Annotated in this window: 15 protein-coding genes and 1 other RNA gene; 13 read left to right on the top strand and 3 right to left on the bottom strand. The window is 33.7% G+C overall.

Features of this window, described 5'->3' with window-relative positions:
- Positions 1 to 128: 128 nt before the first annotated feature.
- The 7 genes from ACFQ1Q_RS08735 (at position 129) to ACFQ1Q_RS08705 (ending at position 4,308) form a co-directional block, all read left to right on the top strand.
- Complete coding sequence (locus ACFQ1Q_RS08735) at positions 129 to 740, top strand: hypothetical protein (protein ID WP_386130000.1); 612 nt, start codon at positions 129 to 131, stop codon at positions 738 to 740.
- A 6-nt stretch (positions 741 to 746) separates the two neighbouring features.
- A complete protein-coding gene (locus ACFQ1Q_RS08730) occupies positions 747 to 1,103 on the top strand; it encodes a hypothetical protein (RefSeq protein ID WP_386129997.1) in 357 nt (118 codons plus the stop codon).
- 36 nt (positions 1,104 to 1,139) lie between these two features.
- Positions 1,140 to 1,436 (top strand): winged helix-turn-helix domain-containing protein, encoded by a 297-nt coding sequence (locus ACFQ1Q_RS08725; RefSeq protein ID WP_386129995.1) that lies wholly within the window; start codon positions 1,140 to 1,142, stop codon positions 1,434 to 1,436.
- Between the two features lie 72 nt (positions 1,437 to 1,508).
- Positions 1,509 to 2,900, top strand: coding sequence for a cell envelope integrity protein CreD (gene creD, locus ACFQ1Q_RS08720; RefSeq protein ID WP_386129992.1), 1,392 nt, complete (start codon positions 1,509 to 1,511; stop codon positions 2,898 to 2,900).
- A 69-nt stretch (positions 2,901 to 2,969) separates the two neighbouring features.
- The gene (locus ACFQ1Q_RS08715; protein WP_386129989.1) at positions 2,970 to 3,281 is read left to right on the top strand and encodes a hypothetical protein; all 312 of its coding nucleotides are present in this window, start codon (positions 2,970 to 2,972) and stop codon (positions 3,279 to 3,281) included.
- Entirely contained in the window at positions 3,278 to 3,658 is a 381-nt protein-coding gene (locus ACFQ1Q_RS08710) for a ribosomal maturation YjgA family protein (protein ID WP_386129987.1), read from the top strand. Before ACFQ1Q_RS08715 ends, ACFQ1Q_RS08710 begins: the two co-directional genes overlap by 4 nt.
- Positions 3,655 to 4,308 (top strand): DUF1361 domain-containing protein, encoded by a 654-nt coding sequence (locus tag ACFQ1Q_RS08705; RefSeq protein ID WP_386129985.1) that lies wholly within the window; start codon positions 3,655 to 3,657, stop codon positions 4,306 to 4,308. Before ACFQ1Q_RS08710 ends, ACFQ1Q_RS08705 begins: the two co-directional genes overlap by 4 nt.
- Here ACFQ1Q_RS08705 and ACFQ1Q_RS08700 read toward each other — a convergent pair.
- Positions 4,287 to 5,495: an NAD(P)-dependent oxidoreductase gene (locus ACFQ1Q_RS08700; RefSeq protein WP_386129982.1), complete on the bottom strand. Its 1,209-nt coding sequence runs from the start codon at positions 5,493 to 5,495 to the stop codon at positions 4,287 to 4,289. The two genes, ACFQ1Q_RS08705 and ACFQ1Q_RS08700, sit on opposite strands and share 22 nt — an antisense overlap.
- A gap of 280 nt (positions 5,496 to 5,775) precedes the next feature.
- Here ACFQ1Q_RS08700 and ssrA point away from each other — a divergent pair.
- Positions 5,776 to 6,171: a transfer-messenger RNA gene (gene ssrA / locus ACFQ1Q_RS08695) on the top strand.
- 61 nt (positions 6,172 to 6,232) lie between these two features.
- Here ssrA and ACFQ1Q_RS08690 read toward each other — a convergent pair.
- Positions 6,233 to 6,793, bottom strand: coding sequence for a type 1 glutamine amidotransferase domain-containing protein (locus ACFQ1Q_RS08690; protein WP_386129979.1), 561 nt, complete (start codon positions 6,791 to 6,793; stop codon positions 6,233 to 6,235).
- 184 nt (positions 6,794 to 6,977) lie between these two features.
- Between ACFQ1Q_RS08690 and ACFQ1Q_RS08685 the strand changes: the two genes are divergently transcribed.
- The 4 genes from ACFQ1Q_RS08685 (at position 6,978) to ACFQ1Q_RS08670 (ending at position 9,937) form a co-directional block, all read left to right on the top strand.
- Entirely contained in the window at positions 6,978 to 7,217 is a 240-nt protein-coding gene (locus ACFQ1Q_RS08685; RefSeq protein WP_386129977.1) for a DUF7218 family protein, read from the top strand.
- 52 nt (positions 7,218 to 7,269) lie between these two features.
- Entirely contained in the window at positions 7,270 to 7,728 is a 459-nt protein-coding gene (gene msrB, locus ACFQ1Q_RS08680) for a peptide-methionine (R)-S-oxide reductase MsrB (protein WP_386129975.1), read from the top strand.
- Positions 7,721 to 8,257 (top strand): peptide-methionine (S)-S-oxide reductase MsrA, encoded by a 537-nt coding sequence (gene msrA, locus ACFQ1Q_RS08675; RefSeq protein ID WP_386129973.1) that lies wholly within the window; start codon positions 7,721 to 7,723, stop codon positions 8,255 to 8,257. The genes msrB and msrA overlap by 8 nt, the downstream gene beginning before the upstream one ends.
- Before the next feature lie 117 nt (positions 8,258 to 8,374).
- Positions 8,375 to 9,937: a protein adenylyltransferase SelO gene (locus ACFQ1Q_RS08670; protein WP_386129971.1), complete on the top strand. Its 1,563-nt coding sequence runs from the start codon at positions 8,375 to 8,377 to the stop codon at positions 9,935 to 9,937.
- A 112-nt stretch (positions 9,938 to 10,049) separates the two neighbouring features.
- On the opposite strand, the gene ACFQ1Q_RS08665 is transcribed toward ACFQ1Q_RS08670, so the two are convergent.
- Entirely contained in the window at positions 10,050 to 11,408 is a 1,359-nt protein-coding gene (locus tag ACFQ1Q_RS08665; protein ID WP_386129969.1) for an NAD-dependent succinate-semialdehyde dehydrogenase, read from the bottom strand.
- 93 nt (positions 11,409 to 11,501) lie between these two features.
- On the opposite strand from ACFQ1Q_RS08665, the gene ACFQ1Q_RS08660 reads away from it, so the two are divergent.
- On the top strand, positions 11,502 to 12,230 hold the full coding sequence (locus ACFQ1Q_RS08660; RefSeq protein WP_386129967.1) for a nitroreductase family protein: 729 nt from the start codon (positions 11,502 to 11,504) through the stop codon (positions 12,228 to 12,230).
- Positions 12,231 to 12,245: the final 15 nt, after the last annotated feature.

Raw genomic sequence — 12,245 nt, 5'->3', positions numbered from 1 at the left:
CAAATTATAAGTCTCATTTTAAAAAAAATGTTACATCAATGATAATTTAAATTTAGTTAAAATCTTCCAAATTAGTTTTGCTAAATTCAATCTTTTTAATTTACTTTGTATTTCAAAGTACTTTTATTATGAGCAACGAAGACTATCTAAAAGATATTAGTGAGATTAAAAATCTTATGAATAAATCTTCACGGTTTATTTCTCTAAGCGGTTTGTCGGGAATATTAGCCGGCATGTATGCCTTAATAGGAGCGGCAGCAGCATATTGGTTAGTTGAAACTTACAGCAATGGTACATTGTATATTTTTCACGGCAAAGTATTTTGGTTATCTATGGCAATTTTAGCAGCCGTAGCCTTTTTCAGCATAGTCACAGGAATTATCTTAACAACAAGAAAGGCAAAAAAGAACAATGAAAAAATATGGGATAGTTCCTCAAAACGATTGCTTATAAATTTTTTAGTGCCTTTAGTTGTTGGCGGAATTTATTGCCTCATTATTCTAAGCCAAGGAAGGTATGGACAGACTGCCGGATTAATGCTCATCTTTTATGGATTGGCTTTAGTTAGCGCTTCTAAATATAGCATAGGAGATATAAGGTATCTTGGATATGTCCAACTAATTTTAGGCTTAATCGCAAGTTATTATCCTGGTTATGGATTTTGGCTTTGGGTTTTAGGTTTTGGAATAATGCACATTGTTTATGGGACTTGGATGTATTTTAAGTATGATAGAAATTAGTTTAAAATGAAAAGGTTAGAACTATATTCAATATTTTTAATTTTTTTGAATTGTTCATTTTTTAATAATGAAAACCAATTTAAAATTATTAATGAAAGCCAATTCGAAATTGATTCATTATCTATCGTTCCTGACTCAAGGAATCTCAATACAAACCTAAAAGTAGGAGAATCTAAATTGATTAAAACAGAATTAGGAAAAATAAAAACTGATGGCTCATTTCATCTCAGTTTTATTAATTCAAAAACTAAAGAAAAATTTCATAAAAATTTCGGTTACTTTACAAATGGAATAGCAAATGATTATCTAACTATAATCACCATAAAAAATGACACGATACTAATAAAATCAGAGTTTAAGTAATCGTATTAAATAAAATTCCTGCTTACACAGGAAATTATGAGCATAATCACCAATATAAATAAATTATTTGACCATCGCATTCGCCTTGGTATCATGTCAGTGCTTATGGTGAATGAGTATGCCGATTTTAATACTCTTAAAGACTTGCTTGGCGCAACAGACGGTAACCTTGCAAGTCATACCAAAGCCCTAGAAAAAGCAGAATATATTTTAATAGAAAAACAATTTATTGGGAAGAAACCAAACACGCGCTACTCTGCTTCAAAACTAGGAAAAGCCGAATTTAAAAAACATATTAACGCCCTAGAAAAATTAATAAATACAAAACCTTAGCATCCAAATTATATTTTTTTGCGTATTTACTTTGAAATACAAAGTACTTTTAATATTTAAATTTTTAATCATATGGAACAATCGAACACACCTCCGCAAGAATCAACAACACAAAACAAATTTACTAATTGGTTAAAAACGTCAATCACCGCTCGTATGCTCATGGTTGGATTTTTGGTCATTATACTTCTGATACCTCTTTCTTACATCAACAGTTTAATTAGAGAACGTTCCTACAGACAATCTGATGTCGTAAGAGAAATAAACGGAAAATGGGGAAACAACGTTTTAGTTTATGGCCCTATGCTTAAAATACCTTATAAAACCTATACAGAGACAAAAACTTATAACGAAACCACAAAGACTTATCTCACAGAAACTAAAACTTTTATTAAACACGCCTATATATTTCCCGAAAAACTTGATGCAGAAGTTAATGTAAACTCCAAAACATTAAATCGAGGAAATTTTGAATCTGCTGTATTTACAACAAAGATGGATTTTTCAGGTCATTTTATTGCTACCGATTTAAGTTCTAAAGACATCAAAGAAGAGGATATAATATGGAAGAAGGCTACAGTTATCATTAAAACATCAAATCTTAAAGGTATTAAGAGAGAAATGGTATTGAAGTTAAATGACGCTTCATACAGATTTCAAACTAATTTCAATTCAGATAACTCAAATAAACAATCAAATTTAGATGTTTTAGAATCTGGATTTATAAACGCAACACAACTTAGCGATACTAATGACGATGCTTTTAGTATTAGTATGGCCTTTAACGGAAGTGAACAAATAGACATCATTCCCATAGGAAAAACTACGACCATGTCCATGGACTCTAATTGGGCTGACCCAAGTTTTGTTGGCAATTACTTGCCTAATGACGAGACAAAATCAATCACAAAAGACGGTTTTAAAGCCGATTGGAAAGTGCTTCAAATCAATCGTGCTTTTTCTCAGCAACACTTAAATTCTATTCCAAACCTTAATCGTTTTGCTTTCGGCACAAAGTTTATGGTTATGGTTGACGAATACCAAAAGAGTGAACGCTCTGCCAAATATGGTTTTCTTGTTATTGGACTCACATTTCTAATTTTCTTTCTCATCCAAACCATGAGTAAGATTCATATTCACCCTTTTCAATATTTAATGATTGGTTTGGCGTTAACCATGTTCTACACATTATTAGTTTCCATTTCCGAGCATAGTAACTTCTTAAAAGCCTACTTAGTTGCAGGAATCTCAGTAGTAACTCTAATTACGCTTTACTCAAAATCTATATTAAAAAGTTTCAAATTTTCAAGCTTTATAGGTGTTTCATTATCAGCCCTATATGCTTTTATATATGTGATAATTCAATTAGAAAACTATGCCTTATTAGTAGGAAGTATTGGGCTTTTCTTAATTCTAGCAAGCGTAATGTTTGTATCTCGAAAAATAGATTGGCATAACGATTAATTAGTTGGTGTGTAACCTCGTTCCGCTTTTGACTTATCAAAATGAACGAGGTTTACATTAAAATGCAATATGAAAAATAATATCAATAATACCGGAAAAATCATTGCTTTGCTCAGTTTTGTTATTGGCACAATAGTATTAGCATTCTATCTCTATTTTGGAGAATCTGTAATAAAGATTTATGCCGCATTCTTATATATAATGGTCGCACTGATTATTAATACAGTAATATTCGCAGTAATTCTTGGCGCTACAATACTTAATAAGACCAACAGAATTGAAGGTGTAAAAACCTTAGCCATTATGCTGTGTAATATTCCTATATCAATTCTATATTTCTATATGGTCATCACATTTCCTGGGCATAAATTTCTATTATGAAGCTGAAATTAAACATAAATTATCTGGCATTTGCAACAGCTGTATTTGTAGTCGAAGTTTGCATTGCTACCTTCCTTAAATCTGGATTTATAAGGCACACGTTTGGGGACTATCTAGTTGTTTTCCTTCTTTATTATTGCATAAGAGGTCTAAGCAGTTTAGGTGTTTGGCGAAGTGCTATCTTAGTACTTATTATTTCATTTTTAATCGAGTTTCTTCAACTCACTACAGTATTAGAAGTCTTTAATTTAGATAATAACACATTAGCTAAATTAATTTTTGGAACTAGCTTTCAGTTCATGGATTTAATGGCTTATACCGCTGGTATAATTACTATTCTTTTTATTGAAACAAATCATCCTAAATACAAAAAATGAAAACATACCTCATCAAAAAATATGACACTTTATCTGTATTAATTTCGGCCATCTGTATGAGCGGACTATTACTTATACTTCGTGTTAAACTAAACAAGTCATTTTTCTACTTATTCCTAGTTTGGAATATCGTTCTAGCCATAGTTCCTTATGCTATAACTATGTATTTAAGTTCGGTAAAACTAAATAGATTTAAACTAGGATTATGGTTTTGTGTTTGGGTATTATTTCTTCCCAACGCACCATACATCATAACAGATTTACTGCATTTACTAGTAAGCAATTCCTATATGCTATGGTTAGATATCTTAGTCATATTAGCCTTTGCTGGTACTGGCCTATTGTTATTCTTCTTATCTCTAAATGACATGAGACTATTGCTAAATCTTCACTTTAAAAAACTACAAACAAAGTACCTTATGACTGCAATTGTATTTCTTTGTGCTTTTGGAGTTTATTTAGGAAGATATCTACGCTACAACTCTTGGGAAATACTAAGTAAACCACAACGTTTATTTTCGGATATCTTAGAAATGATTTCAAATCCCTTTAATAACTCTGAAGTTTGGTTGTTTACATTTGGATTTGGAATTTTCTTGTATGTTGGGTTTAGAATCTTTAGAAAACTCTACTCCTTTCCATCTACATAATCCTGAAGATAGTTGTAACGTTTAGTCAATTTACCGTCCGAAGTTGTCATTTTAGCGCGCTGTAAAATGCCATCTTTATCGTCATTAAAAAAGGCAGGAATAACATGCTCTAAAAATGCATCCCCAAAACCTTCGCTAGCATCTTTTGGAAGTTCGCATGGTAAATTATCTACTGCCATAACGGTAATAGCATCTTTGGCGTCAAAAGCAACTTCTGCTTCAGTTTGTGGATTGTAACCATAAAATGGGTCCGTAATAGTCGATGGGCGAATAGTACTCGCCACTGGACCATCAATATCGCAACTTACGTCAGCCACTAAATTGATTCTGAAATCAGGATGTTTAGCATCTTCCCTAGTGAATAAATACGGAGCGCCATCACCATAAAAATGACCGGCTATAAAGTAATCGGTTTGTTTTGCATAAGGCATAAAATTACTCTCGTAACCACTTGGGTCTTTATAAAATGCGTACTTATCTCCAACTTTTCCGTCTTTGCGTTTGGCATATTCCATAACATCTGCCATACAATAAACAGGTTCTGTAAATTCTGAAGTGAGATACAAAGCGTCACTTATTTGCTTAATCCCTAAATGGTCTAAAATCTCTTTTGCACCATAAGCTACTTTACCTGTTCCTGTAAGTAATATTTTTATATTCGGAATGGTAATTTTATCGAGTTCGGCTTTTACAGCATCTAAATCGGGAAGACTTTCAACTTTTGGTAGATTGAATAATCCGTCTCGCAAACCTAAGGCTCTAAAACCATTATATGCACCAACTAATCCAGCGTAGCGCCCAAAACCAATTAAACGTGCTCCGCTTCGCTTTATAATAGTTTCATGGTCGTACATTTCTATGCCCTTATCCAACATAGCTTGGAGCAGCTTTCGGTTATAAGGTTGCTTTTTTATAGTATGTGAGAAATAGAAATATTTTTTATTCGGAATTAAATGGTCTATTGGCACTTCTTTTACACCAATCATTACATCGGCATCGCTGACATCATCTGTCACTTTAAAACCAAAATCGGAATAAGCAGCATCAGGAAAAATTCTAATATCAGATGACTCTACTATGAATTCGGCATTAGGAAACTGCGCACGAGCTTCGGCTAGCTTTTCTGGTGAAAATACAACACGACGGTCTGGCGGATTTTTACGTTCTTTGATTATGGCGAATTTCATAATTGTTTTTTAAATTACTGACAAAACGACTAGAATATAGTCTGGAATAATATTTGCGTAAAATTAGTTGTAAATGTAGGGTTACACAAATTTTTTGATAGCTTTGCATTTGCTTACAAAGAAACTTCGTTTTGAGTAAGCCCGCGTTAGGGATTGCAGCGTCATCCTTTTTTTGCTGCCATATATGGCAAAAAAAGATATAGCGGAAAGCCCGACCGAGACCGAAGCTTTAGCGGAGCGTCTTGGTAACGCCCAAATAACAAAATATCATTTTTAATTCGGGGTCGACTGGTTTTGACAGCGAGATTAATGAAATGGTAAGCACGTCGTGTAATGGCATTGAAACACGTAAAAGGCTAGACCAAATTTTAAACGGCGAGAATAACTACGCTTTAGCTGCATAATCTGAATTATAGTAAGATTCGTGCTTATTTCTACTAGGTAGAAAGGCTAAATGTTCCCGAAAAGCCCTAGTCAGTGGCGTTTCTTTTAGGAGCATCGTAAAAATTGACTAAGATTAGGTAGTGCTTTGATGCCTTTTCGAGATTAAGAAGCTAAGTTGTAAGTAGGTTGTTTGTAACCAGCTTACAATCGAAAAACCAAGAACAAAATAAACGTGTAGAAAGCTCTTTTGTTACTTGTTTGGACGAGAGTTCGATTCTCTCCGACTCCACATTAAAAAACCTCAACTTAAAATTAAGTTGAGGTTTTTTTTATTTTTCTTTTTCAAAAAAATATTATGCTACTTGCTCTTCGTGTTTACCTTCGTAAACCTCTTCTACTAATTTAGCATTAAAAGCTGGTAAGTCGTCTGGGCATCTACTAGTTACTAAGCCTTCATCAACTACCACTTCTTCATCTACCCAATTTGCACCTGCGTTTATCATATCTGTTTTTATGGAACTGTATGATGTAATTTTTCTTCCTTCTAAAACACCTGCTTCTGCCAATAACCATGGTGCGTGGCAAATTGCTGCTACTGGTTTGTGGTTTTCAAAAAATGACCGTACAAAAGATACAGCATTTTCGTTTTTGCGTAACACATCTGGATTTATTTGTCCGCCTGGTAATACTAAAGCGTTATAATCTTTTTGACTTACTTCATCTAAAGTTTTGTCCACATTATAGGTATTGCTCCAGTTTCCATCGGCCCAACCTTTTATTTCACCAGATTCTAAAGAAACAATATGTACATCTGCTCCTGCACTTTCTAATGCTTTTTTGGGTTCTCTAAGTTCGCTTTCTTCAAATCCGTTTGTTGCCAATATGGCTACTGTTTTTCTGTTTAAATTTTCCATTTTCATCTTCTATTTTTATTAATATTTCATTTATCACTAAATTAAAACAAGTTTAGTTTAAAACTTTGCTTTAGACAATTAGTAATTAACGCAAAAACTTTTATTGTAGGATTGAGGTAACTATTTGTGCTTTTGAAATAATTAAACAACAAAGTATTTAGGACATTTACATAAAAATAAAATTATGTCACGACCAAGTATTAAAAATGAAGACCAATACGAAGCCTTAAAAGAACAAGGCTATAGTAAAGAAAAAGCAGCTAGAATTGCAAATACCAAAAATGCTGGAAAAAAAGGAGGAAAAGCCACTGATTACGAAAATCGTACAAAAGATGAATTGTATCAGCAAGCCAAAGAATTAGATATTGATGGACGTTCTAAAATGAATAAAGATGAATTAATTAAGGCATTACGAAACAATTAAAACTGTAAGTAAAACAGTTGATTTTCGACTATCTTTACAAAAAAAGAAAACTATGCTTAATTGGAAAGACATTATCAATTTCACTGTTAACGGCAACCCAAAACCAGACCAACGTATCGAAAAGACAGAGGCAGAATGGAAAGCACTTTTAACTCCAGAACAATATAGAATTACACGTTTAAAAGGAACAGAATCGCCACATAGCAGTGCGCTTTGTACTACTTACGATGAAGGTAAATACAATTGTGTTTGTTGTAATACGCCGCTTTTTGATTCCTCCATAAAATTTAGCTCAGGAACAGGTTGGCCAAGTTTTACGCAACCTATAAAAGAGAATGCCATTAAATACAAAAAAGATACTTCTTACGGAATGATTCGGGTTGAAGTAATGTGCAATACCTGCGATGCGCACTTAGGGCATATTTTCCCAGATGGACCAGAACCTAGCGGATTGCGATATTGTATAAATTCAGAATCTATGGTTCTAGAAAAAGAAACAGCAAATGGATAAAAATATACAACTAGCAACAGTTGGTGGCGGCTGTTTTTGGTGTACCGAAGCTGTTTTTGAGGAAGTAAAAGGCGTTGAAAAAGTGGTTTCTGGATACTCTGGCGGAAACGTACCTGGACATCCAACCTATCGAGAAATTTGCTCTGGATTAACTGGTCATGCCGAAGTCATACAAATTACATTCGATGCTAACTTAATTTCTTACGAAGACATTTTAGTAATTTTTATGACCACACACGACCCAACAACACTAAACCAACAAGGAGCCGACCGTGGAACGCAATACCGTTCGGTTATTTTTTACCATTCCGAAAAACAAAAGGAAATTGCTGAAGTGGTTTGTAAAGAAGTTGCATCGTATTACAAAAATCCAATTGTAACAGAAATTTCTCCGTTAGATAAATTTTATGAGGCTGAAAAAGAGCATCAAGATTTCTATAAAAACAACCCTAATTATGGGTATTGTAATTTTGTGATTGACCCAAAATTGGCGAAGTTAAGGCAGTTACATTCAGATAAATTGAAGTAAATCCAAGTTTAAATCGAAATTAATGATTCAATATCGAGCGGCAGTCGAGATATCTTATTACCTCAAAATCCTATTGACTTCTCGACTTTCGCTCGAAGTTGAATTGCTATTAAAAAAATGAACCTCAACCTAAAACATAATTTCACAACAGAACTTCCTGCCGACCCAGTTTTAGAAAACTCACGAAGGCAAGTTACCGAAGCATGTTTTAGTTATGTAAAACCAAAACAAACATCAAATCCGGAATTACTTCATGTTTCAAAAAAAATGGCTGAACAGCTAGGATTTTCAGAAATTGATTTAGCTTCAGATGAGTTCTTGAAAATAATGACAGGAAATTCAGTTTTTAAAAACTCAGAACCCTATGCGATGTGTTATGGCGGTCATCAATTTGGGAATTGGGCAGGACAATTAGGTGATGGTCGAGCTATAAATTTATTCGATGTTGAACATCAAAATAAACAGTGGACAATTCAACTTAAAGGTGCTGGCGAAACGCCATATTCTCGTCAGGGTGACGGCTTAGCTGTTTTACGCTCTTCTATAAGAGAATATTTGTGCAGCGAAGCAATGTATCATCTCGGTGTACCAACAACACGTGCTTTATCATTAGCTTTAACTGGCGATAACGTATTAAGAGATATGTTATATGATGGTAATCAAGCCTACGAAAAAGGCGCCATTGTTTCTCGTGTATCACCATCATTTTTACGCTTTGGTAATTACGAAATTTTTGCTGCTCGTGGCGACCATAAAACTTTAAAAATATTAGTTGATTATACGATAAAACACCATTTTAGTCATTTAGGTACACCTTCAAAAAAAACCTATATCAATTTTTTAGATGAAGTAATGCAACGGACTTTGGATATGATTATCCATTGGCAACGTGTTGGTTTTGTGCATGGCGTAATGAATACCGACAACATGTCTATTTTAGGATTAACAATAGACTATGGACCTTATGGCTGGCTGGATGATTTCAATTTTGGATGGACACCCAATACCACTGATGCTCAGCATAAACGTTATCGTTTTGCCAATCAGCCTAATATTGGATTGTGGAATTTATACCAACTTGCCAATGCGCTTTATCCTTTAATTGAAGAAACTGAACCGTTAGAAACTATTTTAGAAAACTATAAAAATGGTTTTGAAAAAAAGTCTTTTGATATGATGAAATCGAAATTAGGCTTGTATGACGTTGATGAGAATGATTTAAAATTAATTCAAGATTTGGAAGATGTTTTACACGCTTCGGAAACGGATATGACTATATTCTTCAGGAATTTGAGCAAGCTGAAAAAATCTAAGAAATTCGAAAGTTTAGCAATAATTGAAGATGCTTTCTATAAACCTAAAGAAATTACAGGAGATATTGAGGCACAATGGAAAAATTGGTTAATCAGATATCATTCACGCTTAAAGATTGAAACGCTTACGGATGAAGAACGAAAAGCTAAAATGAATTTGACAAACCCAAAATATGTACTTAGAAATTACATGGCACAATTGGCTATTGATGATGCTAATAAAGGAAATTACGGTTTGATTGATGAATTATTTCAACTTCTCAAACATCCTTACGCCGAGCAGCCACAAAACGAAAAATGGTTTGCTAAAAGACCAGAATGGGCGCGACACAAAGTTGGATGCTCCATGTTAAGTTGCAGCTCTTAATGGTTCTCTTATGTTTTTATCATAAAAAACTTTATTTTCATTTTTAAATTTCAAAATGCGACTGCATTGATTCTAAAATTGCCACTGCCAATTAAATACTAAATACAATAAATTATTTCAAATAAACTGTTTTCTTATTTACAAATTCCATTATTCCTTCCTTTGATAATTCTCTTCCGTAACCTGAAGCCTTTGTTCCGCCGAAAGGTAATCTCGGGTCTGATTTTACCATTTCATTAATAAAAAAGGCACCATCTTCTATTTCACTAATTCGGTGTTTGGCATCTTCGACATCTTCTGTAAAAATCATAGCTCCTAGACCTAATTTAGAATCGGATGACAATTGATAAGCCTCATCTTTAGTTTCGACTTTAATAATCGCAGCAACTGGGCCAAATACTTCTTCATCAAATAATGGCATTCCCTTTTTAACGTCTGTTATAATTGTTGGTTGATAATATGCGGTTTGGCGTTCGTTGCCATAAAAGAGAGTGGCACCTTTTGCCATAGACTTTTTTACCTGTTCCTCCACTTCTTCTGCTAAAGACTCTGAGGCCATACACGTTATTTTAGCATCTTCCGAAGTTGGATTTCCAACATTATAATTTTCTATTTCAGATTTGAATCGTTCTAAAAATTCGTCATAAATTTCAGATTGGACCAAAAAGCGTTTAGCTGCAATACAACTTTGTCCGTTATTTTGCATGCGTGCCCAAGTGATGGTTTCTATATGCTCATCTAAATTTGCGTCATTTAAAACAATGCATGCATTATTCCCACCAAGTTCTAATACAGTTTTCTTTAAATTTTTTCCTGCTATTTCTGCAATTTTTCGTCCTGCAACTTCACTACCTGTTAAAGTTACCGCCTTTATAATTGGATTACTAATTATGTCTTCGATTTGGTTATGGTCTACCAATAAAGTCTGAAAACAACCTTTAGGATAACCAGCATCTTCAAATAATTTTTGAAGTTCTACAGCACAACCTGCAACGCTGCTAGCATGTTTTAAAACAGCTACATTTCCTGCAGTTAATGTTGGTGCTGCGAATCGCATTACTTGCCAAAACGGGTAATTCCAAGGCATTACGGCAAGTATCATACCTAGTGGATCATAGCTTATAAAACTTTCTGAAGCATCAGTTTCTATAAGTTGGTCGGCTAAAAAGTCACCTGCATTTTTTGCATAAAAATCGCAAACCCATGCACATTTTTCAATTTCTGCAATACCTTGAGTTATGGGTTTTCCCATTTCCTCAGCCATAAGTTTAGCGTAACTTTCTTTTCGTTCTATCAAAAGTTCAGCAACCCTAGTCAATAGTTTCGTACGCTTTTTAATTGATACCGATTTCCAATGTTGAAATTGGGCTTCACCCTGTTTTAATTTGTCATTAAGTGCATCATCAGTAATCAATTGATATTCTTTAATCGTTTTTTGTGTGTATGGATTTTTGGTTTTGATAGTTTTCATATTATGCATTTTTCATAAAATTCGGCAATTTGTGGTTTTCAGAATAGCTCTATCCATTTATTTACTATAATTTTAGATATTCAATTTTAAAATATGGAAAAAACAGTTACCGAAGCTATCGCCTACAGACGTTCTACACGCGTTTACAAAGATGAAAACATTGATACTGAAAAAGTAAAAAATTGCCTTGTTAATGCCTCACTAGCACCAACAAGCAGTAATTTACAGCTTTGGGAATTTTACCATATTACCGATAAAAACAAATTGAAAAAATTAGCAGAAGCTTGTTTTAACCAAAGTGCTGCAAAAACAGCAAATCAGTTGGTTGTTGTGGTTGCACGAAAAGATTTGTGGCGCAAACGTGCTAAAGCAAATCTTGCTTTTTTAGAAAAGGTTTATGATAAAGATGATTTGAGCGAACGCGACCAAAAACGTAAAAAAATGGCGACCAATTATTATAGTAAATTGATACCAACTATATACACAGACTTTTTAGGAATTTTTGGTTATATAAAATATTTTGCATTTCAAATTGTGGGTTTATTTAAGCCAATTTACAGACAAGTACGCCAAAGCGATATGCGGATAGTAGCGCATAAAAGTGCTGGTTTGGCAGCACAAAATTTTATGACAAGCATGGCTGCCATTGGTTACGATACTTGCCCAATGGAAGGCAGTGACACTTTGCGTGTAAAACAAATTTTAGATTTACCACGTGGCGCTGAAATAAATATGGTAATTGGTTGTGGTATCCGTGACGAAAAGGGAATTTATGGCCTGCGCTTTAGAGTGCCTTTTAATGAGGTTTATTTTGAAGTTTAAGTTTTTTTATTGAAT

This window comes from Winogradskyella litorisediminis (assembly GCF_042675765.1).
GTDB classification, from domain to species: Bacteria; Bacteroidota; Bacteroidia; order Flavobacteriales; family Flavobacteriaceae; genus Winogradskyella; species Winogradskyella litorisediminis.
This window is presented reverse-complemented; position numbering and strand designations above follow the sequence as displayed.

What these genes read in the sequence shown, in the direction of transcription:
- ACFQ1Q_RS08690 (WP_386129979.1), bottom strand. Translation starts at nt 6,793, where the DNA reads ATGGAAAATTTAAACAGAAAAACAGTAGCCATATTGGCAACAAACGGA.
- ACFQ1Q_RS08735 (WP_386130000.1), top strand. Translation starts at nt 129, where the DNA reads ATGAGCAACGAAGACTATCTAAAAGATATTAGTGAGATTAAAAATCTT.
- msrA (WP_386129973.1), top strand. Translation starts at nt 7,721, where the DNA reads ATGGATAAAAATATACAACTAGCAACAGTTGGTGGCGGCTGTTTTTGG.
- ACFQ1Q_RS08685 (WP_386129977.1), top strand. Translation starts at nt 6,978, where the DNA reads ATGTCACGACCAAGTATTAAAAATGAAGACCAATACGAAGCCTTAAAA.
- ACFQ1Q_RS08700 (WP_386129982.1), bottom strand. Translation starts at nt 5,495, where the DNA reads ATGAAATTCGCCATAATCAAAGAACGTAAAAATCCGCCAGACCGTCGT.
- ACFQ1Q_RS08660 (WP_386129967.1), top strand. Translation starts at nt 11,502, where the DNA reads ATGGAAAAAACAGTTACCGAAGCTATCGCCTACAGACGTTCTACACGC.
- msrB (WP_386129975.1), top strand. Translation starts at nt 7,270, where the DNA reads ATGCTTAATTGGAAAGACATTATCAATTTCACTGTTAACGGCAACCCA.
- ACFQ1Q_RS08665 (WP_386129969.1), bottom strand. Translation starts at nt 11,408, where the DNA reads ATGAAAACTATCAAAACCAAAAATCCATACACACAAAAAACGATTAAA.
- ACFQ1Q_RS08705 (WP_386129985.1), top strand. Translation starts at nt 3,655, where the DNA reads ATGAAAACATACCTCATCAAAAAATATGACACTTTATCTGTATTAATT.
- ACFQ1Q_RS08715 (WP_386129989.1), top strand. Translation starts at nt 2,970, where the DNA reads ATGAAAAATAATATCAATAATACCGGAAAAATCATTGCTTTGCTCAGT.
- creD (WP_386129992.1), top strand. Translation starts at nt 1,509, where the DNA reads ATGGAACAATCGAACACACCTCCGCAAGAATCAACAACACAAAACAAA.
- ACFQ1Q_RS08710 (WP_386129987.1), top strand. Translation starts at nt 3,278, where the DNA reads ATGAAGCTGAAATTAAACATAAATTATCTGGCATTTGCAACAGCTGTA.
- ACFQ1Q_RS08670 (WP_386129971.1), top strand. Translation starts at nt 8,375, where the DNA reads ATGAACCTCAACCTAAAACATAATTTCACAACAGAACTTCCTGCCGAC.
- ACFQ1Q_RS08730 (WP_386129997.1), top strand. Translation starts at nt 747, where the DNA reads ATGAAAAGGTTAGAACTATATTCAATATTTTTAATTTTTTTGAATTGT.
- ACFQ1Q_RS08725 (WP_386129995.1), top strand. Translation starts at nt 1,140, where the DNA reads ATGAGCATAATCACCAATATAAATAAATTATTTGACCATCGCATTCGC.